At 63.1% G+C, this 25,849-nt stretch carries 26 protein-coding genes; 19 read left to right on the top strand and 7 right to left on the bottom strand.

Annotation, left to right across the window (positions count from 1 at the left end; all coding sequences use genetic code 11):
• Window positions 1–81: 81 nt before the first annotated feature.
• The 3 genes from WF331_RS00590 to WF331_RS00580 form a co-directional block, all read right to left on the bottom strand.
• On the bottom strand, window positions 82–2,766 hold the full coding sequence (locus WF331_RS00590; RefSeq protein ID WP_340622569.1) for a dermonecrotic toxin domain-containing protein: 2,685 nt from the start codon (window positions 2,764–2,766) through the stop codon (window positions 82–84).
• Window positions 2,767–2,835: 69 nt separating this feature from the next.
• Complete coding sequence (locus tag WF331_RS00585) at window positions 2,836–3,177, bottom strand: EscU/YscU/HrcU family type III secretion system export apparatus switch protein (RefSeq protein ID WP_284396875.1); 342 nt, start codon at window positions 3,175–3,177, stop codon at window positions 2,836–2,838.
• Window positions 3,174–4,730: a flagellar hook-length control protein FliK gene (locus tag WF331_RS00580; RefSeq protein ID WP_229609967.1), complete on the bottom strand. Its 1,557-nt coding sequence runs from the start codon at window positions 4,728–4,730 to the stop codon at window positions 3,174–3,176. The genes WF331_RS00585 and WF331_RS00580 overlap by 4 nt, the downstream gene beginning before the upstream one ends.
• A 264-nt stretch (window positions 4,731–4,994) precedes the next feature.
• On the opposite strand from WF331_RS00580, the gene ccmA reads away from it, so the two are divergent.
• The 17 genes from ccmA to WF331_RS00495 all read left to right on the top strand — a co-directional run bounded on the left by ccmA (window position 4,995) and on the right by WF331_RS00495 (window position 18,175).
• A complete protein-coding gene (ccmA, locus tag WF331_RS00575) occupies window positions 4,995–5,627 on the top strand; it encodes a cytochrome c biogenesis heme-transporting ATPase CcmA (RefSeq protein ID WP_016498577.1) in 633 nt (210 codons plus the stop codon).
• Complete coding sequence (gene ccmB / locus WF331_RS00570; RefSeq protein ID WP_012051653.1) at window positions 5,624–6,292, top strand: heme exporter protein CcmB; 669 nt, start codon at window positions 5,624–5,626, stop codon at window positions 6,290–6,292. Before ccmA ends, ccmB begins: the two co-directional genes overlap by 4 nt.
• Before the next feature lie 46 nt (window positions 6,293–6,338).
• Window positions 6,339–7,106: a heme ABC transporter permease gene (locus WF331_RS00565; RefSeq protein WP_016498579.1), complete on the top strand. Its 768-nt coding sequence runs from the start codon at window positions 6,339–6,341 to the stop codon at window positions 7,104–7,106.
• Window positions 7,103–7,279 (top strand): heme exporter protein CcmD, encoded by a 177-nt coding sequence (gene ccmD, locus WF331_RS00560; RefSeq protein ID WP_012273475.1) that lies wholly within the window; start codon window positions 7,103–7,105, stop codon window positions 7,277–7,279. The genes WF331_RS00565 and ccmD overlap by 4 nt, the downstream gene beginning before the upstream one ends.
• Complete coding sequence (gene ccmE, locus WF331_RS00555) at window positions 7,276–7,731, top strand: cytochrome c maturation protein CcmE (protein ID WP_016498580.1); 456 nt, start codon at window positions 7,276–7,278, stop codon at window positions 7,729–7,731. Before ccmD ends, ccmE begins: the two co-directional genes overlap by 4 nt.
• Window positions 7,728–9,716 (top strand): heme lyase CcmF/NrfE family subunit, encoded by a 1,989-nt coding sequence (locus WF331_RS00550; RefSeq protein ID WP_016498581.1) that lies wholly within the window; start codon window positions 7,728–7,730, stop codon window positions 9,714–9,716. Before ccmE ends, WF331_RS00550 begins: the two co-directional genes overlap by 4 nt.
• Window positions 9,713–10,249 carry a DsbE family thiol:disulfide interchange protein gene (locus tag WF331_RS00545; RefSeq protein WP_016498582.1) on the top strand — a complete coding sequence of 179 codons (537 nt, stop codon included), beginning with the start codon at window positions 9,713–9,715 and terminating at the stop codon, window positions 10,247–10,249. The genes WF331_RS00550 and WF331_RS00545 overlap by 4 nt, the downstream gene beginning before the upstream one ends.
• The gene (locus WF331_RS00540) at window positions 10,246–10,722 is read left to right on the top strand and encodes a cytochrome c-type biogenesis protein (RefSeq protein WP_016498583.1); all 477 of its coding nucleotides are present in this window, start codon (window positions 10,246–10,248) and stop codon (window positions 10,720–10,722) included. The genes WF331_RS00545 and WF331_RS00540 overlap by 4 nt, the downstream gene beginning before the upstream one ends.
• Window positions 10,715–11,911, top strand: coding sequence for a c-type cytochrome biogenesis protein CcmI (ccmI, locus tag WF331_RS00535; RefSeq protein WP_340622568.1), 1,197 nt, complete (start codon window positions 10,715–10,717; stop codon window positions 11,909–11,911). The genes WF331_RS00540 and ccmI overlap by 8 nt, the downstream gene beginning before the upstream one ends.
• Window positions 11,912–11,923: 12 nt before the next feature.
• On the top strand, window positions 11,924–12,340 hold the full coding sequence (locus WF331_RS00530) for a hypothetical protein (protein WP_016488394.1): 417 nt from the start codon (window positions 11,924–11,926) through the stop codon (window positions 12,338–12,340).
• A 221-nt stretch (window positions 12,341–12,561) separates the two neighbouring features.
• A complete protein-coding gene (locus WF331_RS00525; RefSeq protein ID WP_340622567.1) occupies window positions 12,562–13,500 on the top strand; it encodes a 2-hydroxyacid dehydrogenase in 939 nt (312 codons plus the stop codon).
• 49 nt (window positions 13,501–13,549) lie between these two features.
• Window positions 13,550–14,338, top strand: coding sequence for a PhzF family phenazine biosynthesis protein (locus WF331_RS00520; protein WP_340622566.1), 789 nt, complete (start codon window positions 13,550–13,552; stop codon window positions 14,336–14,338).
• A gap of 79 nt (window positions 14,339–14,417) precedes the next feature.
• On the top strand, window positions 14,418–14,825 hold the full coding sequence (locus tag WF331_RS00515; RefSeq protein ID WP_061203375.1) for a GFA family protein: 408 nt from the start codon (window positions 14,418–14,420) through the stop codon (window positions 14,823–14,825).
• Between the two features lie 82 nt (window positions 14,826–14,907).
• Window positions 14,908–15,246, top strand: coding sequence for an FKBP-type peptidyl-prolyl cis-trans isomerase (locus tag WF331_RS00510; RefSeq protein ID WP_340622565.1), 339 nt, complete (start codon window positions 14,908–14,910; stop codon window positions 15,244–15,246).
• A gap of 444 nt (window positions 15,247–15,690) precedes the next feature.
• Window positions 15,691–16,041: a hypothetical protein gene (locus WF331_RS00505; RefSeq protein WP_340622564.1), complete on the top strand. Its 351-nt coding sequence runs from the start codon at window positions 15,691–15,693 to the stop codon at window positions 16,039–16,041.
• Between the two features lie 233 nt (window positions 16,042–16,274).
• Window positions 16,275–16,937, top strand: coding sequence for a hypothetical protein (locus tag WF331_RS00500; RefSeq protein ID WP_049277342.1), 663 nt, complete (start codon window positions 16,275–16,277; stop codon window positions 16,935–16,937).
• A 44-nt stretch (window positions 16,938–16,981) separates the two neighbouring features.
• Window positions 16,982–18,175: a D-amino acid dehydrogenase gene (locus WF331_RS00495; RefSeq protein ID WP_340622563.1), complete on the top strand. Its 1,194-nt coding sequence runs from the start codon at window positions 16,982–16,984 to the stop codon at window positions 18,173–18,175.
• A gap of 58 nt (window positions 18,176–18,233) precedes the next feature.
• Here the strand turns inward: WF331_RS00495 and WF331_RS00490 are convergent, their stop codons facing one another.
• The 3 genes from WF331_RS00490 to WF331_RS00480 all read right to left on the bottom strand — a co-directional run bounded on the left by WF331_RS00490 (window position 18,234) and on the right by WF331_RS00480 (window position 21,442).
• Entirely contained in the window at window positions 18,234–18,962 is a 729-nt protein-coding gene (locus tag WF331_RS00490) for an aspartate/glutamate racemase family protein (RefSeq protein ID WP_340622562.1), read from the bottom strand.
• 16 nt (window positions 18,963–18,978) lie between these two features.
• Entirely contained in the window at window positions 18,979–20,511 is a 1,533-nt protein-coding gene (locus WF331_RS00485; RefSeq protein ID WP_340622561.1) for an NCS1 family nucleobase:cation symporter-1, read from the bottom strand.
• Window positions 20,512–21,004: 493 nt separating this feature from the next.
• On the bottom strand, window positions 21,005–21,442 hold the full coding sequence (locus WF331_RS00480) for an Lrp/AsnC family transcriptional regulator (protein WP_019473363.1): 438 nt from the start codon (window positions 21,440–21,442) through the stop codon (window positions 21,005–21,007).
• Window positions 21,443–21,575: 133 nt separating this feature from the next.
• Here WF331_RS00480 and WF331_RS00475 point away from each other — a divergent pair, with 133 nt between their 5' ends.
• Together WF331_RS00475 and WF331_RS00470 are read left to right on the top strand one after the other, a co-directional pair.
• The gene (locus WF331_RS00475) at window positions 21,576–22,472 is read left to right on the top strand and encodes a DMT family transporter (protein WP_016498595.1); all 897 of its coding nucleotides are present in this window, start codon (window positions 21,576–21,578) and stop codon (window positions 22,470–22,472) included.
• A gap of 145 nt (window positions 22,473–22,617) precedes the next feature.
• Complete coding sequence (locus WF331_RS00470) at window positions 22,618–23,544, top strand: class I SAM-dependent methyltransferase (RefSeq protein WP_016498596.1); 927 nt, start codon at window positions 22,618–22,620, stop codon at window positions 23,542–23,544.
• Window positions 23,545–23,664: 120 nt separating this feature from the next.
• Here WF331_RS00470 and WF331_RS00465 read toward each other — a convergent pair whose 3' ends face one another.
• Entirely contained in the window at window positions 23,665–25,689 is a 2,025-nt protein-coding gene (locus tag WF331_RS00465; protein ID WP_340622560.1) for a mechanosensitive ion channel family protein, read from the bottom strand.
• Between the last annotated feature and the right edge of the window lie 160 nt (window positions 25,690–25,849).

The following is a 25,849-nucleotide window of genomic DNA, read 5'->3' as shown; positions in this document are numbered from 1 at the left end:
GGTTACAGGCCTGCCTGGGCCCACCGGAGCAGGGGCTGATCCTGTATCGCGCTGCGGGTCAGGTAACTCAGGACGCCGACCTCAGGGTTTGCCCCAGGAATGGTAGTTGCCGATGGTTGCCACACTACCCAGTGCCTGGTCGTTGTTGCGCGCCTGGGCAATGGGGATGGCCAGGTTTTCCGTGAGGGCGCGATAAGTGGTCTGCGGAATCGACTCCAGCTTGCTTAGTTGCCGCAGGAACTGCAGCCTGGGTAGATGCCGAGCAACTACATCGTTGAGCAAGCCAGGCCCGGTCATCCTGCTCAATTCCCTGGCGTAGGCTGCGTAACCGTGGGTGCCTGCCAGCGGCCTGATGTCGTAGAACGATAGATTGCTGCGGTAGCGTGCGTCCATCTCTGCAGAAATTGCGCGCAGGGTCGGGTTGTTGGCATGGCTGCCGATCATGTTGCTGTTGTAGTCACAATGCATGCCCAGCAGCTCGTTGTTCACCGGGCTGCCGAGGACCAGGCCATCAGGCGTGGTTTTCAAGGCTACCGAGCTGATCATGGCGAAGCTGTCGGGATTGTCTTCGAAGCTGCGCAGCGTGTCGTCGACGTCCATGTAGATTCCGCCCTCCGAATGGAGTAACGGGTAGCGCAGTACGTCGGAGGCAGACGAGAAGTTTGCCCCGTTACTGTCCAGTGCCTGGCGGTACTGATGGTAGAAGTCGGTTTGCTCGAAGGCCGTGTAGAAGGGCTGCTCTTCCAGGGTTTTGATCTGAACGTTCGAAGCAGCGGTCAGCTTGGCGCGGTTTTTCATGAAAGCTTTAGGGTTGGACTTCGACAGGTAGAACTCATAGGTAAAGCCCGTACCCTCAAGGCGTTTTGCATTGCTCGTGATGTTCTCCACCAGCTCATCCGGGATGCTCTTGCCGCCGACCCAGATGCTGAGGATTTTCTTGGGCAGTGGGGTTACTTCCGAGCTGTTGACCACAGGCACGCTGAGCGGCAGTTGCAGGTCGACGTCCAGGTTACGTAGCGTGTACATGCGCATTGCATCGCTGGCGCCACGCGTGGCCGGGTTGACCTGGTACAGGTCGCGCGTGCCCGCGTTTACCTGGTAGTAATTCGGCAGGACTTCGTTGGCATCCTCCTGGAGGATGAAGGCATCGTTTTCAGTGTCATACAGTACCTGGACTTCGTTGCCGTCCTTGAGCGCCAGCAGCGGGTTGGTACCCGTTGCCTGATTCAAGGGTCCCCTGGCAATCCGCGTGGTTTCCACAGGTGGCTCGGCTGGCACGAAAAAGTCTGCCAGTATTTCTTCAGGTAGCCGGGGAGGGCTGTCGGGCCCCAGCGGGTAGCCCCATTGATCGTTAAGACGCGTGGGCAGGACGAAGCGCGAGCTTTTGCCTGGGAACAGCATTCGCAGGCCGTCTGCAGGGAGCAAGGCCAGTGGGGCAGCATTAAGCAGGCCGAAGGCGATGTTGCTCACACCAGCGTCCTTGTCTGCAAGGGTCTTGCCGTTGATCGCCTGATCGAGCCCCAGGCCAAATTGCGCGACACCGCCGGCTGCCAGCAGCGGGATCAGCTCGGGAACCACCAGCGCCAGTGGTGCCAGCAGGTTGATCGACGCCACCAGGTAGCCGCGCCAGCGAGCCTTGGTCACCTGCGCATCGCTGGTGATGATGAAATCGGCATCGGCATAGCTGCGCTCGCGCTGGCGTTGGGTGAGGGCTGTGAACAGATCACCTGCGAGCAACGGGCTGTAGTGGCCGGCCTTGTAGTTGATGTACTCGCGGGGGGGCCAGGGGCCGTCGACGGTGAAGCCTGCGCGGTTGGGCGATCGGTGGTGAAAACCGGGGTAGGCGCCAAGGCCGGCCAGCGCGGTATCCAGCCCACTGAAGTCCAGGCCATCGGGGGTGTCGGCCAGTTTGAAGTACTGGCGCAGGCGCAGGCGTTTTTCGTCGTCGCGGCACTGTTCGGCGAACCAGTCTTGCATGGCAGCCATACCGTCGAACTCATGCAAGGGCGATGCATTGCCTGGCAGGTACAGCAGTACTTTTGGCTGTGCCTCGTCTGTGATGCAGATCAGGTCGGTGGCTGCGTAGCCGTATACGTTCAAAGGCCTTGCCTGCAAACCGGGTGCTTTTGCCATCAGCCCCGCCACTTGCCACGCCATCTGGCGACCTGCATCGCTCAACGAGCCTTCCTGGACCTGCTTGTTGCAGGCGGCCATGAAGCTGATCTGCATTGACTGCCGGTGGGTTTGTTCAGCCTGTTGCCAGTAATTGTCGAGCATGCCCACGAAGCGGGTGTGAAAGTCCAGGTCCCAGATGAACTGCTGCATGGCCTCGACGTCGACCGGCAGGTGTGTGCTGCTGTCGTAGCGGGCCGGGGTCGTGCGCCGGAACAGGCCGTTGAACACCGAGAAGCGGGCGCTGTTGTCAAACACCCCAGGTTCGGGCAGGCGCTCGACGATGGTCAGCGGGCCATCTGGCAACGTGCCTGCCCAGTGGCCAGGGAGCAACTGGCCGATCAGGTTCTTGGCTGTTTCACCCTGCCAGTCTGAAAGCGTCGCTTGGGTAAGTGAAAGGCGTTGGACGATGACTGTCTGATTGCCACGGTAGTGCAGGGTGACTACGTCGGTCTGGTCGGGGTCAAGGTCATGGCCCTGCTGCGTCAGCCATTGATGGATCGCACGGCTGGCTTCGCGGTCAGGGCGGGGGATATGGCTCAGGTGGTCGCGAACGTACTGCACGGCGGCGGTGTTGATGCGGCTTGTGGACATGGTGTTCACCTTGCTCATTGACAGGAATGGCAAGGCTGAACGGCTGACGCCGACGGCGGTGGTAGATAACTACCGGTGGTTTGCCGGCGGCAGCAGTGCGGTGACCGGAGTGATGTCGCGCGGCGCCTCGGCGTCGTCGCTGAAACCGGTGGGCACCTTGCCCCGCAGTTGCCAGGCGAAGGCAATGATCTCGGCAATGGTCAGGTACAGTGCCTCCGGGATCTGCTCGCCCAGTTCAAGGCGTGCCAGCAGGCGCACCAGTTCGGCGTTTTCGTAGATCGGCACCTCATGCTCGCGGGCCAGGGCCAGGATGGCCTCGGCCAGCGCATCGTCACCTTTGGCGCTGAGGGTTGGGGCCTGCTGGCCGTCGTAGGTCAGGGCAATGGCCTGGCGGGGTGGTTTCTGTGTCATGCGTTTTCGTCTACCCAGCGTTGCTCAACCCGTGTGCGCGGGCCTTGAGGGGGGATGCCCGGGTGGCATTCCAGGTCGCCAACCTCCAGGCCGCGCTCCAGCAGGCGCTGGCGCAAGGCACCGAGCTGGCTGTCGATCAGCTTTGCGGTTTGTTCGCGCTCTGCCCACAGGTGCCCGCTCAGGCGGCCTTGGCTGAACTGCGCCTGTACTTGCAGTGGGCCGAGAGGTGAAAGGTCGAAGGCCAGTTCGATGCGCCACAGGGCTTGCAGAGGGTCCTGTGCTTCGTGTTGGCGGTCTGCCTGCTGTTGCGGGGTTTCTTCACGCTGCAGTTTGACCTGCAATGGGATGAACTCCTGGCCGTGGCGGATCGGCACTTCGGTTTGCCAGGTGGTCTGCAGATTGCCGTTTTCCAGGGTGCCGGTTTGTTGCAGGCTGCTCATGGCATGGCTTTGCAGGCGCGAGATGGCCGCAGCGGCCAGGCGCAGCAGTTGTTGCAGGTCGCCTTCGTCTTCCATGGCCTTGAGCAGGCGCGAGGGCAGGGGGAATGCCCCTGGCTGCGGCTTGGGGCTGACCCGTTCGAGCATGCCCAGCGCGCTGCGGGCGAGCGCCGGCATGGTCACGGCCAGGCTGGCGGGCGCGAGGTCGGGCGTGCCGGGTGTGCTGGCCGGGGCCTGAGTGATCAGGCGCAGCAGGTGGGCCTTCAGGTCTGTGGCCACGCTGGCAGGAAAGCCGCCCAGCAGTTTCGCTTCAAGGAAAGTGCCACTGTTGTTCAGAGCCTGGGCCACGGCCTTGGCGTCGCCCAGCTGGCGGGCGTCTGGCAGGCCGGCCAGCAGGCGCTCGGCGCTGGCACGCAGGTCGCCATCGACGCCCGGGTCGCGGGTGAGCTGTTGCAGGGCGTTGAGCAGGCCGGGCAGCGAGGCCTGGCGGTTTTGCTGGGTCAGCAGTTGCTGGGCAATGCTGAGCTGGTCCTGCCTGCCGCTAAGCGGGACAAAGCGCAGCGACTGGTCGCCCTGCACCAGTGCGCTGAGCAGGCTGCCAATGGCCAGCGGGCGCGGGCTGTCGATGCTGAGCGTGGAGCCGGCCTGGGCAGTGTTGAGCAGGCTGACCAGCGCCCGGTAGCTCGCCGGTTGCCCAGGCGCCTGGGCCAATGCCTGGTTGGTCAGGACCTTGCCTTGCAGCAGCGTGCCGACGGGCACTTTGCTGGCATCCAGGCGAGTGAGAGTGGTGATCTGGCTGGCGTTGGCCTGCTGCAGCATGATTGCCAGGCGGTTGCTTTCGGTCTGGCTGACTGTGACCTGGCTGCCTTGGGGCAAGGGCTGGCTGGCGCTGGCTTGCAGTTGGGTCTGTACGCCGTTGGCCTGTATCAACCGCAGCACCAGCTGGAAGTCCTGGCCCGTCTGGCGCAACGACACGACCTCGGCCTGCGCGGTCTCGCCGGGTGCCAGCAGGCCGGGCTGCGCCTGGATCAGGCGCAGCAGTTCGCCGGTCATGCCCGCCTTCATGGCTTGGCTGTTGATCGCGGTTTGTGCGCCGAGACTATTGATTTCAGTCATGATTGTATACAACCTGTGGGACCCGGCCTCTTGGCAGCGCGGTGGCGCGTGTAATAATGCCGACCGCCCGTGGTTGCCAGTATAACGGCAGCGCGCGGGGCGACTTGAGACACAAGGGTTCTGGAGCGGCGTCGCCTGCTTCGCGGGCTTGCCCGCTCCCACAGGTTCAGCGCAGCTTTCAAACTGCACGAGACCTTGTGGGCGCGGGCAAGCCCGCGAAACAGGCGACGCCGGCCCGAAGCCCTACAAAGATAAGGCGAAACCGTGACCCTTCACCTCCAAGCTGCGGGCCTGGCCTGCGAGCGCGACTGGCGCCTGCTGTTCGAGCAGCTCGATTTCGAGCTGGGCGCCGGCGACATGCTGCAGATCAGCGGCCCCAACGGCAGCGGCAAGACCAGCTTGCTGCGGCTGTTGGCCGGGTTGATGCAACCCACCGCCGGGCAGATATTGCTGGGCGGCAAGCCCCTGGCCGAGCAGCGCCATGCCCTGGCCAGCATTCTGCTGTGGATCGGTCACGCCGCGGGCATCAAGGACCTGCTCACCGCCGAGGAAAACCTCACCTGGCTGTGCGCCCTGCACCAGCCGGCCAGCCGCGAGGCGATCTGGGCGGCACTGGCGGCGGTCGGTTTGCGCGGTTTCGAAGACGTACCCTGCCATACCCTGTCGGCCGGCCAGCAGCGCCGCGTGGCCCTGGCCCGGCTGCACCTGGCCAGCCCGCCGCTGTGGATTCTCGACGAGCCGTTCACTGCCCTGGACAAGCAAGGCGTAGCGCAGCTCGAAGCGCACCTGGCGGCCCACTGCGAGCAGGGCGGCACGGTGGTGCTGACCACCCACCATACGCTGGAACGCAAGCCCTCCGGTTACCGTGAACTGAACCTGGGGCAATGGGCGGCATGAGCGTATTCATCCTGTTGTTGCGTCGCGAAGCGCGCCTGCTGTTCCGTCGCCCTGCCGAGCTGGCCAACCCGCTGGTGTTCTTCGCCATCGTCGTGGCCATGTTCCCGCTGGCAGTCGGCCCGGAAAGCCAATTGTTGCAAACCTTGTCGCCAGGCCTGGTCTGGGTAGCGGCGCTGCTGGCAGTGCTGCTGTCGCTGGACGGCTTGTTCCGCAGCGATTTCGAGGATGGCTCGCTGGAACAGTGGGTCCTGTCGCCGCACCCGCTGGCGCTGCTGGTGCTGGCCAAGGTGCTGGCGCACTGGATCTTTTCCGGGCTGGCGCTGGTATTGTTGGCGCCGCTACTGGCGCTGATGCTGGGGCTGCCGAGCCATTGCCTGCCGGTGCTGCTCGGCTCCCTGCTGCTGGGCACACCGGTCCTGAGCCTGCTGGGTGCGGTAGGTGCGGCGCTGACAGTCGGTCTGAAGCGCGGTGGTTTGTTACTGGCGTTGCTGATTCTGCCGTTGTATATCCCTGTATTGATCCTGGGCAGTGGTGCGTTGCAAGCGGCGTTGCAAAATATGCCCGCAACCGGCCACCTGCTCTGGCTCGCCAGCCTGACGGCCCTGGCCGTTACCCTGGCACCCTTTGCGATAGCGGCCGGCCTGAAGATCAGCGTCGGCGAATAACGAGTCCCGGGCTTTCAAGCCCGGCAAATACCCTGGATGTACCCTGATGAAAATAAGCTGGACGTGGTTCCACAAGCTGGGCTCCCCGAAATGGTTCTATGCCATCAGCGGCCGTATGCTGCCATGGCTGGCCGGCGCTGCCGTGCTCCTGTTGCTGGTCGGTATCACCTGGGGCCTGGCGTTCGCCCCCCAGGACTACCAGCAAGGCAACAGCTTCCGCATCATCTACATTCATGTGCCGGCGGCGATGCTGGCGCAGTCCTGCTACGTGCTGCTGGCGGTCGCCGGGGTGGTGGGGCTGGTGTGGAAGATGAAACTGGCCGACGTCGCCCTGCAATGTGCTGCGCCCATCGGTGCCTGGATGACCGCCGTGGCGCTGGTTACCGGCGCCATCTGGGGCAAGCCGACCTGGGGCAGTTGGTGGGTGTGGGACGCCCGCCTTACGTCCATGCTCATCCTGCTGTTCCTGTACTTCGGCATTATTGCGCTGGGCCAGGCAATCAGTAATCGTGACAGTGCGTCCAAGGCCTGTGCGGTGCTGGCGATTGTCGGCGTGGTCAACATCCCGATCATCAAGTACTCGGTGGAGTGGTGGAACACCCTGCATCAGGGCGCGACCTTCACCCTGACCGAAAAACCGGCGATGCCCGCAGAAATGTGGTTGCCGCTGCTGTGCACGGCGTTGGGTTTCTACTGTTTCTTCGGCGCTGTGCTGTTGCTTCGCATGCGGCTTGAAGTGCTCAAGCGCGAGGCGCGCGCCAGTTGGGTCAGGGACGAAGTGTTGAACAGCCTGGGGCGGAGGAGCGCACAATGAGCTTTGCCACCTTCGGTGATTTTCTCGCCATGGGCCACCATGGCCTGTACGTGTGGTCGGCCTATGGCATCTGCCTGGCGGTGCTGGCGCTCAATGTCGCTGCGCCGCTGTTGGCCCGCCGTCGCTACCTGCAAGAAGAGGCGCGCCGTTTGCGCCGGGAGAACAACCAGTGAATCCGCAGCGCAAGAAACGCCTGTTGCTCATCGTCGGCCTGCTGGCCGGCGTCGGGGTTGCCGTCGGCTTTGCCTTGAGCGCATTGCAGCAGAACATCAACCTGTTTTACACACCGACCCAGATCGCCAACGGCGAAGCGCCGCTGGACACCCGCATCCGTGCTGGCGGCATGGTCGAGAAGGGCTCGGTGCAGCGCTCGTCCGACTCGCTGGACGTGCGCTTTGTGGTCACCGACTTCAACAAGTCGGTGCCAATCAGCTACCGCGGCATCCTGCCCGACCTGTTCCGCGAAGGGCAGGGCATCGTCGCCTTGGGCAAGGTCAACGCCGACGGCGTAGTCGTGGCCGATGAAGTACTGGCCAAGCACGATGAGAAGTACATGCCGCCCGAGGTCACCAAGGCCCTGAAGGAAAGCGGCCAGGCTGCCACCGGTACGGAGGCCAAGCCATGAATGCGGCACTGGTAATCCCTGAGCTCGGCCAGTTGGCGATGATTCTGGCCATCTGCTTTGCCGCCGTGCAGGCCAGTGTGCCGCTGCTCGGCGCCTGGCGTGGCGACAGCCTGTGGATGAGCCTGGCGCGCCCGGCGGCGTGGGGGCAATTCGCCTTCCTGGCTTTTGCCTTCGCCTGTTTGACCCATGCCTTCATGACCGACAACTTCTCCGTCGCCTATGTGGCCAGCAACTCCAACAGCGCCTTGCCGTGGTACTACAAGTTCAGCGCCGTATGGGGCGCCCACGAAGGTTCGTTGCTGCTGTGGGCGTTTATCCTGGGCGGCTGGACCTTTGCCGTGTCGGTGTTCTCGCGTCAGTTGCCGCAGGTGATGCTGGCCCGCGTGCTGGCGGTGATGGGCATGATCAGCGTCGGCTTCCTGAGCTTCCTGATCATCACCTCCAACCCGTTCCAGCGCCTGCTGCCGCAAGTGCCCACCGACGGCCGCGACCTCAACCCGCTGCTGCAGGACTTCGGCCTGATCGTTCACCCGCCGATGCTGTACATGGGCTACGTGGGCTTTTCGGTGGCCTTTGCCTTCGCCATTGCCGCCTTGCTCGGCGGCCGCCTGGACGCTGCCTGGGCGCGCTGGTCGCGGCCGTGGACCATCGTCGCCTGGGCCTTCCTGGGGGTTGGCATCACCCTGGGCTCGTGGTGGGCCTATTATGAGCTGGGCTGGGGTGGCTGGTGGTTCTGGGACCCGGTGGAAAACGCCTCGTTCATGCCCTGGCTGGTGGGCACGGCGCTGATCCACTCGCTGGCGGTGACCGAAAAGCGTGGGGTGTTCAAGAGCTGGACCGTGTTGTTGGCAATTGCCGCATTCTCGCTGAGCCTGCTGGGTACCTTCCTGGTGCGTTCCGGCGTGCTGACCTCGGTGCACGCGTTTGCCGCAGACCCGTCGCGGGGCATTTTCATCCTGTTCTTCCTGTTGTTCGTGGTCGGTGGTTCGCTCACCCTGTTCGCCCTGCGCGCACCGGTGGTCAAGAGCCAGGTCGGCTTCGCCCTGTGGTCCCGCGAGACGCTGCTGCTGGCCAACAACCTGGTGCTGGTGGTGGCCGCGTCGATGATTCTGCTCGGCACGCTGTACCCGCTGGTGCTTGATGCCCTGACCGGGGCCAAGCTGTCGGTGGGACCGCCGTATTTCGATGCCTTGTTCCTGCCGCTGATGGCACTGCTGATGGTGGTAATGAGCGTGGGCGTGCTGGTGCGCTGGAAGGACACCCCGGGCAAATGGCTGGTCAGCATGATCACCCCGGTGCTGATCGGCAGTGCCATCCTTGCCCCGGTTGCCGGTTTTATCGTTGACGACTTCGACTGGCCGACGCTGACCGCCTTCGCCCTGGCGGCCTGGGTGGTACTCGGCGGGCTGCGCGACATCCTCGACAAGACCCGTCACAAAGGCCTGCTCAAGGGCCTGCCTGGCTTGGGGCGCAGCTACTGGGGCATGCAGCTGGCACACCTTGGCCTGGCGGTGTGTGCGTTGGGCGTGGTGCTGTCGAGCAACAACAGCGCCGAACGCGACCTGCGCATGGCCCCGGGCGAAAGCGTGGAGCTGGGTGGGTATCACTTCCTGTTCCAGGGCGCCAAGCACTTCGAGGGGCCGAACTTCATTTCCGACAAAGGTACCGTCGTGGTCAGCCGTGATGGCCGTGAAGTGACTACCCTGCACCCGGAAAAGCGCCTGTACACCGTGCAGCAGTCGATGATGACCGAAGCTGGCATCGATGCCGGCTTTACCCGCGACCTGTACGTTGCCCTGGGCGAGCCGCTGGAAAACGGCGCCTGGGCGGTGCGTGTGCACATCAAGCCTTATGTCCGCTGGATCTGGCTGGGCGGTCTGCTGACCGGCCTGGGCGGGTTGCTGGCGGCACTCGACCGGCGCTACCGCGTCAAGGTCAAGACCCGGGTGCGTGATGCCCTGGGCGTGTCTGGAGCAGCTGCATGAAGCGTTGGATCATGGTAGTCCCCCTGGCAGTGTTCCTGCTGGTGGCGGTGTTCCTCTACAAGGGGCTGTTTCTCAAGCCCGACGAGCTGCCGTCGGCAATGATCGGCAAACCGTTCCCGGTGTTTTCCCTGGCTTCGACCCAGGGCGACCGCACCCTGACCCAGGCCGACTTGCAGGGCCGCCCGGCACTGGTCAATGTGTGGGCCACCTGGTGCCCGTCGTGCAAGGTCGAGCACCCGTACCTGAACCAGCTGGCGCAGCAGGGCGTGGTGATCCACGGGGTCAACTACAAGGACGACAACGCCGCCGCGCAGAAATGGCTGGCCGAGTTCCACAACCCCTACCAGCTGGACATCCGTGACGAGCAGGGCAGCCTGGGCCTGGACCTTGGGGTGTACGGCGCGCCGGAAACCTTCCTGATCGACGCCAAGGGCATCATCCGCTACAAGCACGTGGGCATTGTCGATGCAACTGTCTGGCGTGAGCAGCTGGCGCCGCTGTACCAGGGCCTGGTCGACGAGGCCAGGCCATGAGGCGCTGGCTGGCAGCTGCCGTGCTGGGCATGAGCCTGGCCGGTGTGGCCAAGGCGGCCATCGACACGTACCAGTTCCGCGACGACGCCGAGCGCGAACGCTACCAGCAGTTGACCAAGGAACTGCGTTGCCCCAAGTGCCAGAACCAGGACATTGCCGACTCCAACGCGCCGATCGCTGCCGACCTGCGCCGCGAGATCTTCCGCATGCTTGGCGAAGGCAAGAGCAACCAGCAGATCGTCGACTTCATGGTCGACCGCTATGGTGACTTTGTGCGCTACAAACCGGCACTCAGCGGGCGTACCTGGCTGTTGTGGTTCGGGCCCGGCATCCTGTTGGTCGGTGGTTTTGCGGTGCTGGCGGTGATCGTGCGCCGACGCCGTGGTACGGCTTTGCCGGGCAATAATGAGCTTTCCGTCGAAGAACGGGAGCGACTCGCCAAACTGCTGGAAAAAGAACAGACCCATGACTGAATTCTGGCTTAGCGCGGGCCTGCTGCTGCTCGCCGCCCTCAGCTTTTTGCTGATCCCGATCCTGCGTGGCCGTGGCCGCCAGCAGGAAGAAGACCGTACCGCCCTGAACGTGGCCCTGTACCAGGAACGCGTTGCCGAACTGGCTGCCCAGCAGGCTGCCGGTGTGCTCGATGCGGCGCAGTTGACCAAGGGCCGTGACGAGGCTGCCCGTGAGCTGCTGGCCGATACCGAAGGCGCCGAAGCCCCGCGCCAGGGCCATCTGGGCAAAGCCCTGCCGCTGCTGGCTGCAGTGCTGGTACCGCTGATGGCGTTGGGGCTTTACCTGCATTTTGGTGCTGCCGACAAGGTGGCGCTGACCCAGGAATTCGCCGAGGCGCCCAAGTCGATGGAAGAAATGACCACGCGCCTGGAGCGTGTGGTCCAGGCCCAGCCGGAGTCGGCAGAGGCTCTGTACTTCCTGGGCCGTGCCTACATGGCCGAGCAGCGCCCGGCCGATGCTGCGCGTACCTTCGAGCGCTCGGTCGCTTTGGCTGGCCGCCAGCCCGAGCTGCTGGGCCAGTGGGCCCAGGCCCTGTACTTTGCCGCCGACAAGCAGTGGAACCCGCAGTTGCAGGCACTGACGGATGAAGCGCTGAAGGCCGACCCCAACGAAGTGACCAGCCTGGGCCTGCGCGGTATTGCCGCCTTTGAAGGTGAGCGTTACCAGGAAGCCATCGACTACTGGAAGCGCCTGTTGGCGCAGCTGCCGGAAGGCGATGCCTCGCGTGCGGCCCTGCAAGGTGGCATCGACCGCGCTGCCGAACGCCTGGGTGACCCGGCAGTGCAGGGTGCAGCGCCCGCACCAGTGGCTGCGCGGCTGAAAGTACGGGTGGAACTGGCGGCGGCACTGAAGGACAAGGTAAAACCGGACGATACGGTGTTCATCTTCGCTCGCGCCAGCAATGGCCCGCCGATGCCCCTGGCAGCCAAGCGGGTGACGGTGGCGCAGTTGCCGATCGAAGTGGAGTTGTCCGATGCTGACGCGATGATGCCGCAGATGAAACTGTCGCAATTTGCCGAAGTCCAACTGGTTGCACGTGTTTCCCGCGCTGGCCAGCCTACCCGCGGCGAGTGGATTGGCCAGGGCACGCCGTTGCCCAGTGCCACCCAGGCTACCCAGCACCTGACCATCGACAGCCCAGACCCGTAAGAGAGCAAAGCCATGCACAGCACCGTCCGCCTGACCCTGATTACCCTGGCCCTGGGTTTGTCTGCGTGTACGGTGCACCAGCCGTATGAACAGCCGGCACCCCCGATCGAGCGCGTGCCGCCGCAAGGACCGGTGGTCAAGCCGTTGCCGGGTGGGCAGCCGTCCACCCAGCCGAGCAAACCGGCGGCGATACCCAAGCCGATGCCGCGCACCTCGGCCAGCTTTGCGCCACCACCTGGCGGGGCGAGCCACTGGGACCCCAAGCTGGGTGTGTATGTATTGGAGAAACAGCCCAATACCTTCTACCGGCAGCGTACCTATTATCGGTTTGATAATGGCTGGAGCTGGTCGCTGAGCCCGAATGGGCCTTGGCAGGATACTGACAGCAGTGGTGTGCCGGGTGGGTTAGGGCGAGCGTTCGCCCAGTAGGGGGCTTTCGGGTCCGCCTTGAGTTATCTGGGTGTTCGAGATCGAGCGCCGCGCGGGCGGTGCTCGATCTCCCATGCGCCGCATCCCTGACGCCGGACTTCCCGGCAGTTATGCAATCTCGTTTCCCACTCCACCTATACAGTACAATTTTCCGCGCAATTACCGATTGACTGTACTGCACGGTAATTCCGCATAATGCCCCTTCAACATTGGGAGGTGGCATGCGCAAGACAGTCCTGGTACTGGTAGAAACCGTCGACGATTACCTGCCCATGCTGGAGCAGGCCGGTTACCGCCTGATCCGCGCCCCCTCGCCGCAACTGCGCGCCGACGCCATCCAGCGCCACGCCAGTGAAATCGATGCCGTGCTCACTCGCGGCCCGCTGGGGCTGACTGCCGCAGAAATCGACGCATTGCCCAAGTTGCAGATCATCTGCGTGATCGGTGCCGGTTACGAGCAAGTCGACCTGGCTGCCGCCGCCGCCCGCGGCATCACCGTTACCAACGGCGCGGGTGCCAATGCCAGTGCAGTCGCCGACCACACCCTGGCGCTGTTACTGGCGCTGCTGCGCGACATTCCCCGTGCTGATGCCAGCACCCGGCGCGGTGAATGGAACCGGGTGATCAGCCCCTCGGTGAGCGGCAAGCGCCTGGGCATTCTTGGCCTGGGGGCGATGGGGCAAGCCATTGCCAAGCGCGCCAGCCTGGGCTTCGACATGCCCGTCAGCTATCACAGCCGCACGCCACGCGAAGATGTGCCTTACACCTGGTACGACAGCCCGCTTCACCTGGCCGAAGCTGTCGAGATCATGGTCGTGGCCACTCCCGGTGGCGCCAGTACGCAGCATCTGGTCGATGCCCAGGTACTAGAGGCGCTGGGCGGCAAGGGCTATCTGGTGAATATCGCCCGGGCCAGCGTGGTCGACACCGACGCCCTGATGGCCGCCCTGGAGCAAGGCAAGCTGGCCGGCGCCGCCCTGGACGTATTCGATGACGAACCGGCGGTGCCGGATGCTCTCAAGGCTATGGCCAACACGGTGCTCACACCCCACGTGGCCGGCCAGTCGCCTGAGGCCGCGCGCGATACCGTGACCCTGGTGCTGCACAACCTGCAGGCATTCTTTGCCGGTGAACCAGTACTGACCCCGGTGAGCCAGTAACCCTTTCAGACATCTGCCTGGCAAATCCCGGGCAACAAGGAGTGTGTGCATGCAACTCGAAATCTTCCAGGTCGATGCCTTTTCCGCTGAACCGTTCGGTGGCAACCCGGCGGCGGTGATCCCGCTACAAGCCTGGCTGCCGGACGATGTGCTGCAGCGCATTGCCGAAGAAAACAACCTGTCGGAAACCGCCTATTTCGTGCGCAACGGCGAAACCTTTGACCTGCGCTGGTTCACCCCGACCGTAGAAGTCGACCTGTGCGGCCACGCCACCCTGGCCTCGGCTTATGTGCTGTTCGAGCAGCTGGGTGAGCAGGCGCAGGTACTGCGCTTCAACACCCGCAGTGGCGAGTTGCGTGTCAGCCGTGGCACTGACGGGCTGCTGGCCATGGATTTCCCGGCCAGGCAACCGGCCGTCGTGGAAACCCCGGTGGGCCTGCTGCAAGCGCTGGGCCTGACCCAGGCACAGGCGGTGTACCGCAGCGATGACTATGTAGTAGTAATTGATGACGCCCTGTTGCTCGACACGCTGAAGCCGGACTTTGCGGCGCTGTCGGCCTTCGACGTGCGTGGTATTGCCGTGACGGCGGCAGGGCGTGGCTTTGATTTCGTCACCCGCTGGTTCGGCCCACGGGTTGGCGTGAATGAAGACCCGGTCACCGGCTCGGCACACACCTCGCTGGCGCCAGTGTGGGCTGACCGCCTGGGCAAGCAGTTGCTGAGCTGCGAGCAGGGCGGGGCGCGCAAAGGCCAGCTGCTGTGTGAAGTACCGGGCAATGGCCGGGTGATCATCAGCGGGCGAGCGGCGTTGTACCTGCGCGGCACTGTGTACATCTGAAGCTTCACGCGATCCTTTGTAGGCGCGTTGCAGCTGGCATCTATAATTGCTGGCCCAACCCTCGCTAAAGGAACCAGCCATGGCCATGGAAAAACAAGGTACCTGCCTGTGCGGCGCCACCACGCTCAAGGTCATCGTCGACAACACTCATATCAGCGCATGCCATTGCAGCATGTGCCGCAAGTGGACCGGCGGGCCGTTGCTGGTGGTGCATTGCAGCCAGCCACCGGTGATCGAAGGGCGTGCCCCCAGTGTCTATGACTCGTCCGACTGGGCCCAGCGAGGGTTTTGCGGCCAATGCGGCACGCACCTGTATTACCGGCTGAAGGCCAACGACTTCCATGCAGTGCCGGTCGGCCTGCTGGATGGGGATCAGGAATGGGATTTCGATCTGCAGATTTTTGTCGAGCAGAAGCCCGCCTGGTACTGTTTTGCCAACCACACCAAAGAGCTGACCGGCCAAGAGGTGTTTGAGCAGAACAGCTAATCGTGTGCCGTCGATCCTGCTTGCCAAACCGGTGCATTCCTGAGAAAAGGGCGGCTTTGTTTTCCAGCGTTGGAGTGTGCCCGTGAGCCAAGAACTGCAGATCATCGACCTGGCCGAGGGTGAAGGCAAAGCCGCCGTCAAAGGCGCCCTGATCACCACCCAGTACACCGGCTGGCTGGCTGACGGCAGCGAGTTCGATTCATCCTGGTCACGCGGCAAGCCGTTCCAGTGCGTGATTGGTACCGGTCGAGTGATCAAGGGGTGGGACCAGGGCCTGATGGGCATGCGCGTTGGCGGCAAGCGCAAACTGCTGGTTCCAGCGCATCTGGGCTATGGCGAGCGCAGTGTGGGGGCCATACCGCCGGGCTCGGACCTGACCTTTGAGATCGAATTGCTGGAAGTGCTGACGCGGGATGATTGAGGAAAAGGACTACACGCGCTGTCGGCGCGTGTCTGATTGAGGGGCGATTCACAGCCAGTTAAGCTCGCCGACTCAACAAGCGAGAGGGGAGCAATTCCATGAAGTCGCATTTTTCCTCGAGGGTGGTACGCGAAGCTAACGCTTTGCTAGTTGCATCAGGTGCACGTATGGAAATTTCGCTACCGCGTGAACTGGCCAGCGTGATCACTAACCCGCGAAAGACCCGTTCGGAACTGAAGGCAGCCTTTACAGCCGCTTACTTCCGCCTGCGCAAGGGGTGAAAGCCTTACGGCGGACTGCTGTTACAACCACATCTACTCTGCGCTTGTAGAAAATGAGCAAGATACGCTCGGTATCATTGCCTATTCGTTATACAAGCGGCAGAAAATCGAATTCATCCAGGCTTTCAAAACAAAGCATGATCGGGAGCCCAAAGATGAAGACTTGGCTCCTTTCCACGACGTCAGCAACAGCGCCACGCAGATCGAGAGTTATCGAAACCAGGCCAGCCAGCTTGCTCAGGGCTTTCTTGACGCCTCGATCGCAGCGCAGGCTGTGGAGCTTGAACAGTACTACTCAGATAAGGCGAGCAGTGAAATCAGGCAAACCAAACCTGGGTTCTGGTTGGGCGTGGCACAAAGTCTTGTAGGTTCAGTTCTATTTGTATTCTTGCTAGGTTTTCTGGTGTTTTTCGCCTGGAGTTTGAATCAAGGTCCGAAACAGGTCATCGAACAGGTGTTTGATGTCACCATCATCAACTCTGTCCCTGCGAGCGAAGCTGCAGGAGCACTGTGACGGCTACTCCCCAGAGTGATTAGTTGAGACTGGACATAATTCAGCAACACCCATCCTCTAATCTAGGCCTTGCCTAGGGAACGGCATTCACCTCCAGGGAGGAACCAAACGGGTTCAGGGCACTCTGACCCTCACTCGTTGCCAAGGATGGCATTCACTACAAGGCCGCCCTGCAGCTGACAGGGCGATGTGGCGGGTCAACCCGATTTTCTCTGCCACACGAGCCTGCCTTGATGAAGTTGCCAACATTCTTCCGCCGTCGTCGCCATTTGCTGCTGAGCCTGGTACTCACGGCCGTCGCCGTGCCGCTGGCGCTGGAGGCTGTCGAAAGCCGGGCTGAACCGGTGGATGGCACCCAGACCCTGGTGTTCTTGCGCCATGCCGAGAAACCGGGTGAGGGGCTTGGGCAATTGAACTGCCAGGGCCTCAACCGCGCACTGGACCTGGCAACCTTGCTGCCGGAGCGCTTCGGCAATGCCGACTACGTGTTTGCCGCCAACCCTTCGCGGCAAGTCGAAGAAGGCAGCAAGGACGAAAGCTACAGCTACATCCGCCCGCTGATGACCATCACCCCCAGCGCCATCCGCCTCGGCTTGCCGGTGAATATCGACTACGGCGTCAACGACACCGACGAACTGGCCGATGAGTTGCTGAGCGACAAATACCGCAATGCGACCGTCTATACTGCCTGGTCCCACGGCTACCTGCCTGAACTGATCAACACGGTGGCCGGCAAGGCCTTGGGTGAAGAGCGGGTAATCACCCAGGACTGGAGCGGCGATGACTTTGACACCCTCTATGTACTGACCCTGACCTGGCACGACGGCAAGGCCAGCCTGCTCAGCCGCAACGTGCGCCAGGGCCTGAATGACGGTGCGCATAGCTGCCCGACCTGATCCGCTGGTACTGTTTGGCCAGGAAGCCGGAACAGGGAAGGGTGATGAAGCAGCGGGTAACGGTAATCGGTGGCGGGGTGGTTGGCCTGGCAACGGCCTACGCGCTTGTTCGTGAGGGGTGGTCGGTTGATTTGATCGAGGCCCGTGACAGCCTGGCGTCGGCCACCAGCTTCGCCAATGGCGGGCAATTGTCCTATCGCTATGTGGCACCGCTGGCTGATGCCGGGGTGCCCTGGCAGGCACTGGGTTGGCTATTGCAGGGCGAGTCGCCGCTGCGCCTGCGCTTGCGTCTGGACCCGGCGCAGTGGCGCTGGCTGCTGGCATTCACCTTGGCATGCCGGCGCAGCGTCAATCGCCGAAATGCCGGGCAACTGCTGGAGCTGGCGCTGCGCAGCCAAGCCGTTCTGGCGCAGTGGCGCGACAGCCAGGACTTTGGTGATTTTGCCTGGCGGCGCAATGGCAAGCTGGTGGCCTTTCGCAGCGAACGGGCCTTTGCCCATGGCCGGGCGCAATTGACCGACCCGGCCAGCCAGCGGGTGCTGGCGGCCGCCGAGTTGCGCGCGCTGGACCCTGCCCTGGAGGGCGCACCGTTTGTGGGTGGCGTGTTCACAGCGGATGAAGAGGTTGGCGATTGTCACTTGTTCTGCCAGCGCCTGGAGGCCTTGTTGCGCGCTTCGGGGCAATGCCGTTTCCTGCTTGGCCGGCCAGTGACGCAGCTGGTACGGCGCCAGGACCAGGTCGTAGCGCTGCAACTGGGCAACGAACAACTGGAGGTGGAACAGTTGGTGCTGTGTGCCGGGCATCGTGGCCCAGGCTTGGCATTGCCGGGGGTGCAGATACCGGTGTATCCGCTTAAGGGCTACAGCCTGACGGCACCCATCAGCGCCGGGCATCGGCCTCCGGAGGTGAGTCTTACCGACTATGAACGCAAGATCGTCTATGCCCGCCTGGGGCAGCAGCTGCGGGTAGCGGCGATGGTGGACATTGTCGGCTTCGACGAGTCGGTGGAAAAACGCAGGTTGCAGAGCATGAGGCGGCTGGCGCTGGAGACGTTACCGATGGCAGCGGATTATGCCCAGGCGGTGGAGTGGGCGGGGATGCGACCGGCGACACCGACCGGGGTGCCGATCATTGGCGGGACGGTGTATCGCAACCTGTGGCTGAACCTGGGACATGGGGCGTTGGGGTTTACCCTGGCCTGTGGCAGTGCGCAGCGCCTGGTCGAGATGATGGGTTGAAAGCACTGGCCTCTTCGCGGGCTTGCCCGCGAAGAGGCCAGTACAGGCAAATGAAGGCTCAGCGGCCCAAGCGCATCGGCCAACCCACCACTTTCTTCACCCGCGGCGTGGCATAGGTGCGCACTTTGGAGGTGCTCAAGCCCATGCGCACCAGCGATTCGGCGATGGTCACCGCCGCGCTCACGCCATCCACCACCGGCACGCCGGTGCGCTGGCGGATCTGCTCGTCCAGCCCGACCATCCCACCGCAACCCAGGCAGATCACCTCTGCCTTGTCGTCACGCACGGCGCGTTCGGCCTGCTCGACAATCGCCTCCACAGCCCGTTGTGGGTCAGCTTCCAGCTCCAGCACCGCCAGCTCGCTGGCCCGCACCGACGCACAGCGGTCATAAAGGCCAGACAGCTTCAGACGGTCTTCGATCAGTGGCACGGTGCGGTCCAGCGTGGTCACCACGGAATAGGCATGGCCCAGGTACATCGCGGTGCTGGCGGCTGCATCGGTAATGTCCACCACTGGCACGTTCAGCAATTCCTGCAGGCCCTCGCGGCCGTGTTCGCCATAACCGGCCTGGATCACGGCGTCGTAGGGGCCCTCGTAGGCCAGCACCCGGTCCATCACGGCGATGGCGGCCAGGTAGCTTTCGAAGTTGCCTTCCACCGACTCGGCACCGAACCAAGGGGTAAGTCCGACAATTTCGGTACCGGGCGCTGCTACCGCTCGGGCTTGCTGGGCAATGGCTTCGGTGATGGCTTCGGTGGTGTTGACGTTGGCGATCAGAATACGCATGGGCAGTCCTCCCTGATTAATGGCTGCTGTGGTCGACGGCGATGCATTCGCCGCTGACGTCGTGGTAGTGGCGGTTGCGTGGTGCGATCAGCAGGTACAGGACGGCGGCGATGCCGGCACCGATCAGCCAGCAGAACGGGGCCACACTGTGGAAATTGGGTACCAGGGCCAGCACGATGGCCAGCAACGCAGCAGGCACGAAGGCGGCCACGGCGCGCAGGTTGATACCCTTGCTGTAGTGGTAGGCGCCTGTCGGGTGCTCGGTGTACAGCTCTGGCACGTTGATGCAGCCTTTGCGCAGCAACCAGTAGTCGGACATGATCACCCCGTACAGCGGGCCGAGGAGGGCGCCCAGGCCGGACAGGAAGTACACGATCACCAGCGGACTGTTGTACAGGTTCCACGGCAGGATCAGCACCGCCAGGGTGGCGCTGATCAGCCCCGCGCGGCGGAAGTTCAGGTGGCGTGGCGCCAGGTTGCTGAGCACGAAGGCCGGGGCGACGAAGTTGGCCATGATGTTCACCGCCACGGTGACAATCAGGAAGGCTACGCAGCCCAGTACCAGGAACAACGTGCTGGGGATGGCGGCGACGATCTGGGTCGGGCTGTCGATGATCTGGCCGTTGATCTGGAACTGCGCGCCGCACAGCACCACGGTGATCACGGCAAACACCAGGATGTTCACCGGCAGGCCCCAGAAGTTGCCGACGCGGATGGTCTTGCGGCACGGCGAGGAGCGGGCGAAGTCACAGAAGTTCAGCACCAGGGTGCCGTAGATGGCCAGCCACAGTGCGCCGCCGGCGAAGATGTTGCGCCACATCTCGTAGCCGGTCAGCGGGGTAGCCACCGACCAGGCAATGCGCGCGTCGGCCTTGAAGTACATGAACACCGCCAGGGCGGCCACGGTCAGCAGGATTACCGGGCCGGCAAAGGCCTCGTAGCGGCGCACCATCTCCATGCCGTAGGCCAGGATCACCAGCTGTACCAGCCAGATCGACACGAAGCACACCCAGCCCAGGCTCGACAGGCCGAGGATGCTGTCGTGGTCGTAGGCCGCCATTTGCGGCCACACGGCGGTAAGCAGCACGCGCAGCACCACTGAGGCCAGGTAGGTCTGGATGCCGAACCAGGCAATGGCAATGACTGCGCGGATCAGCGCCGGTATCTGTGCGCCATGGATGCCGAAGGCAATGCGGCTGATGACCGGGAACGGTACCCCGGTTTTCTGCCCCATGTAGCCGGACAGGTTCATGAAGAAGTACACCAGCGCCGCGCCAATTGCCAGCGACAGCAAAATCTGCCAGCCACCCAGGCCAAGGGCGAACAAGCCCATGGCGAACGAGTAGTTGGCAATATTGTGCACATCGTTTGTCCACAACGCGAAGATACTATAGCCACCCCAGCGCCGCCCTTCGGTGCGTGTCGGGGCAAGGTCGCGGTTGTGCAGGCGCGGGCTCAGGGCCAGTTCCGGCGCATTGCCGACCAGGCTGGAAGCGGGGTGGGTGCTGGCGACGGATAGTTCAGGGGCAAGGTCGAGGCTGCTACTCATTCCGGCGGGCTCCTGATGCACTTTGACTGCGATGAGCGGGCATGCGCACGGGCTCGCCATCTCGTCGGTGCAGCTTGGCATCACAGGGTTCTGGGCGCGGCGGCCGGCTTTGGACCGGCGTGGCGGGTTCTTGTGTATTTATGTTTTGTTCAAGTTGTATACAAAACACGAACACACCAAAGCGAGTTCCATGCCAAGGGAATGCAAGTTTCAACAGATGGAGATTTCGAACTTATCTTGTTGAAAGATAAGTTAATGAAATAAAGAAAGTATAAGTTGACCAATTGAGCAGGTTTAATTTTTTATAAAGTGCAATAGTTGATCAATTGGTCAAAATAAGTGGCGATGAGTGTGTAACGGATTGGGGCGCTATTGGAGAAAGTGCACACAAAAATGGCACTTATGGTGACATTCTTGTGTACAAAAAATAGTCAGCTTTTCTTGCTCGGTCCTCTTCGCGGGCGCGCCCGCGAAGAGGCCGGAACAGGCGAATTCATTCCATCGGCGGCAATCGCCGCTTCACCGGGCTTTTCTTGATGATGGCGGTGTTGGTCTCGGCCAGCACATTGATGCGGTCGAGCAGGGTGTCCAGTTGCTCCATCGAGCGCACATGCAACCGGGCAATGAAACAGTCCTCCCCGGTGACCTTGTCGCACTCGGTGAACTCGGGGATGGCAATGATCTGCCGTTCTACCTCCTGCAGCTGGCCCGGCAGTGGGCGGATGCGCACGATGGCCTGTAACTGGTAACCAAAGGCGCGCGGGTCGACCTCCACGGTGTAACCGCGCAGCACCCCACGCTCTTCCAGCCGGCGCAGGCGCTCGCTGACGCTGGGCGCGGACAGCCCGCTGACTTGCGCCAAGGCTTTGAGCGAGCGGCGCGAGTCTTCCATCAGTGCGTTGATCAGCAGTTGGTCGATGGCATCGGTCATGGTCACCTCGTCAGGTAATTCGCGTTATTTGCCTTGATAGTAAAGGCAAGGCTGCAAATTTGCCTTGGTAAACCGCTGGAAGGCAAAGCTGCAGCCTTTGCATACTGTTGTCATCGTTAATGGGAGGTGTGAGATGGACAGTTCATTGCGCCGTGGCTCGCTGGAAATGGTCGCCGCCATGCTGATTTCCGGGACCATCGGCTGGTTTGTGCTGGTGTCGGGGCAGCCGGTGCTCGAGGTGGTGTTCTGGCGCTGCGTTTTCGGCGCCGTGACCCTGCTGGTGATTTGCGCCGCTTTCGGCTTTTTGCGGGCCGGAGTCATCAGCCGTACGGCGTTCCTGTTGGCGATCGCCAGCGGCGTGGCCATTGTCGGCAACTGGCTGCTGCTGTTTGCCTCGTATTCCCGTGCGTCGATCGCCATCGGGACAGCGGTGTACAACGTGCAGCCGTTCATGCTGGTGGGGCTGGCAGCGCTGTTTCTGGGCGAAAAGATCACACTGGCCAAGCTTACATGGCTTAGCGTGGCGTTCCTTGGCATGTTGGCCATCGTCAGCGCCCATGGTGCGGGGCAGGGCGGTGGTGAGGAATACTTGCTGGGCATTGGCCTGGCACTAGGTGCGGCGTTTTTGTATGCCATTGCGGCGTTGATCATCAAGCGGCTGAAAGGCACCCCGCCTCACCTGATCGCGTTGATCCAGGTAACGACGGGTGTGCTGTTGCTGGCGCCGTGGGTCAAGCTCGGCGGATTGCCGGGTGAAGTGTCAGCGCTGGCCAGCCTGTTGACGCTAGGCATGGTCCACACCGGCCTCATGTATGTGCTGCTGTACAGTGCCATCCAGCGTTTGCCCACGGCGTTGACTGGGGCGCTGTCGTTCATTTACCCGATTGCGGCGATTCTGGTGGACTGGGTGGCGTTCGGGCACCGCTTGGCGCCGCTGCAATGGCTGGGGGTAGGGCTGATTCTGCTGGCAGCGGCGGGGATGCAGCAGGGATGGTGGTTCCGGCCGGCGCGGCTTGCAGTCAAGAACTGAAGTGACCTTGCGGGCCTCTTCGCGGGTAAACCCGCTGCCACAGGATCACCGTGGCTCTGAATACTGTGGGGTCCCTGTGGGAGCGGGTTTACCCGCGAAGAGGCCGGCAAGGTAGAATGCCGCTTTTGCCAGCCTGCGACCCACCATGACTTCCCCGATTCACACCTTGGAGCAGCACCTGCTCGCCGCCCTCGACCCTGCCCCGCAGGAAACCCGCCGCCTGTTCCATGGCCGTGGCCGCTGCTGGGCAGGCCTGGAGCAGGTCACTGTCGACTGGTTGCAAGGCGTGCTCTCGGTAGCCCTGTTCCGTGAGCTGCCCGAGGGCCAACTGGCCGAACTGGAAGCCATGCTGCGCACTGTGGCCCAGTCCCCGCAATGGGCCGGCCAGGCCATTCTCATCCAGCACCGCTACTTGCCCGACAGCCCGGGCCAGTGGTTGCTGGGCGAGCCGTGCCACCAACGTGAGGTGGTCGAAGACGGCCTGACCTACCTGCTGGACCTGGGCGTGCGGCAGAACAACGGCCTGTTCCTCGACATGCGCTACGGCCGGCGCTGGGTGCGCGAGCAGGCGGCGGGCAAGCGCGTGCTGAACCTGTTCGCCTACACCTGCGGCTTCTCGGTGGCAGCGATTGCCGGGGGCGCTGAGCAGGTGGTGAACCTGGACATGGCCAAGTCGGCGCTGTCCCGCGGGCGCGATAACCATCGCCTGAATGGCCACGATGCATCGCGTGTGGCCTACCTGGGGCATGAGCTGTTCAAGTCGTGGGGCAAGGTGCGCAAGTATGGGCCCTACGACCTGATCATCATCGACCCGCCGACCTTCCAGCGTGGCAGCTTCGTGCTGACCCAGGATTACGCGAAGATCCTGCGGCGTTTGCCGGAGTTGCTGAGCGCGGGTGGGACGGTGCTGGCCTGTGTCAACGACCCTGGTGTCGGGCCGGAGTTTCTGATCGAGGGGATGGCTGAGCAGGCGCCATCGCTGGTGTTTGTAGAGCGGCTGGAGAACCCGCCGGAGTTTCCGGATGTGGACCCGGCCGGGGGGCTCAAGGCCTTGGTATTCCGTCAGGTTTGATGTTGCTCTTACTGGCCTCTTCGCGGGCATGCCCGCTCCCACAGGGACCGCACAGCACGAAGGCCTGTGATGATCCTTGTGGGAGCGGGCGAGCCCGCGAAAGGGCCGGTGCAGGCGAATTCATGCCCCCAGGGCCTGCAGTGGCAGCGGGTACACCTGGGCAAAACTCACGTTGTCGGTCTGGTCCACCCGCTTCTTCAGCCGCTCGTTGAACGCCCGGCTCACCGCATACTGCCCGCCGGAGATGGTGCGGAACTGCGCCGTCAGCACAAACCCGTTCAAGTCCATGCGGTCCACCCCGAACACTTGCAGCGGCCCTTGCAGGTTGATGCGCAGCAGCGGGTCTTCGCTGATCGACTTGCCCACCTCATGGATCAGCGCCAGTGACGCATCCACATCACTGTCGTAGGTGAACTGCACCGAGAAGAACGCATAGGCGAACTGCCGCGACTGGTTGGTAACCGCCTTGATCTGGCCGAACGGCACCGAGTGCACGAAGCCTTTGCCATCGCGCAGGCGCAAGGTACGGATAGTCAGGCTTTCGACGGTACCGGCATGGCCGGAATCAAGCACCACCCAGTCGCCGATGGAAATGGTGTCCTCGATCAGGATGAACAGCCCGGTAATCACATCCTGCACCAGTTGCTGCGAGCCAAAGCCGATGGCCAGGCCGATCACCCCGGCACCGGCCAGCAGTGGCGCGACGTTGATGCCCAGGTTGGCCATGGTGGTGATGGTGCAGATGACGATCAGGATCACTTTGATCGCATTGCGCAGCATCGGCAGGATGGTCCGTACCCGGGTGCTCGGCTGGCGTGCGCTGCGGCGGCCCACGGGTGGCTTGAGTGCTTCCTGGATGGCCGTGTCGAGTACCACCCACAGCAGCCAGGTGACCAGCAGGATCAGGCCAATGCTCGACAGCGAATTGCTGATCGCCTGGCCCAGGCTGTTGCTCAGGGCGAAATCCACCACTGAGAAGCCCCAGATGCGCCCCAGCAGTTCGATGAAGGTCACCGCCATGGCGATGCGCAGTAGCGCATGGGCGAGGCTGCGCAGCAGCTCCTTGTAAGGGCGTACCCGCTGCGCCGGGTCGGTTTCGCGCTGGGCTAGCAAGTGTTGCAGCAAGGTGCTGAGGAACACGGTACAGACCAGCAGTACAGTGGTCAGCAAGGCTTTCTGCAGGGCCTTCTGGCTTTCTTCGCCGGCGCCGATCAGGTGAATGGCCGACACCAGGATCATCAGCAGGATCGGCAGATACCACAGCACCGAAAAGATCCGCAGGGTCTCCTGCACGGCGCGATGCTGCACGCGGTCCTTGAAGGCGCGGTTGCGGATCAGGTGCGCCACCGGGCGCCGCAGGCGGATTACCAGGCTGGCGAAGATGAAGGTGGCAATCAGGCCGGTGGCCACCGCGATGCTGGCGGTGAGGTTGCCGCCCAGCTGGCGGGCGATCTGTGGGCTGGTCAGGGCGTCGCTCCAGGCCGCGAGGAAGCCGATCATGAACAGCGGGCGGGGGGCCAGGCGTTTGATGACCGCCACGGCGTCGCGTTTGTGCCCGGCATCGAACAGGGTCACCAGGCACAGGATGATCGAAGTCGAGAACAGGCCGCTGCTGGTGGCGTAAGCCAGGCTCAGGCCCAGGGCGCGGGCCACTGACGGGTCGAGAAAGCGGCTGGCGTACAGCGTCAGCGGCAGGCTGGCCAGCGCCGGCAGGGTGTAGGGCAGCAGGTAGCCGAGCAGGCTGCTGGCGCGTTTGCGTTCGCGTAGCCAGGGCGTACCGGAAGTGCGTTTGGCGACCCAGCGGCCGAGGCTGGTGAATGCGGCGAAGCTGGCGGCCCAGGTCAGGGTGAGCAGAATGAAGTTGCCGACCAGTTGCAGCGTATCGGTGGCCGAATGGCGGTCAACCAGGCGCTCGACTTCCTTGGCGGCGCGGTCGGTTCGCAGGCGCCAGGCATCCACCAGATGGGCGTCCAGGTCCAGCTCCTGAGCGGCGCTGTCCAGGCCGTCGGCCAGGGCGCCAAGCAGTCCGCCTTGCAGTACCGGTTCGGGTTCGGCGGGTTGTTCTTCAGTGGGGGTGGGGTCAGCGGCCAACAGGTGGGTGCTCAGCAGGCAGCCGAGCAGCAGGGTAGAGAGAAAATGCAGCACTGGAGTACTCCTTGGGCCGGGGTGAGCGGGGCAGGGTTACTCAAGGAACTGATTGCAGGTTGGTGGAGAAAGTTCGAAGAGGTGTGTCAAAACGACTGGCGCTATCGCCGGCAAGCCAGCTCCCACAGATACTGCACACGCCTCGGGCATTGTGCAGTAC

It is taken from the genome of Pseudomonas sp. YNh (assembly GCF_037993085.1).
Classification (GTDB): domain Bacteria; phylum Pseudomonadota; class Gammaproteobacteria; order Pseudomonadales; family Pseudomonadaceae; genus Aquipseudomonas; species Aquipseudomonas putida.
Note: the sequence above shows the minus strand (reverse complement) of the source record. Positions and strands in the feature narration are given on the sequence as shown.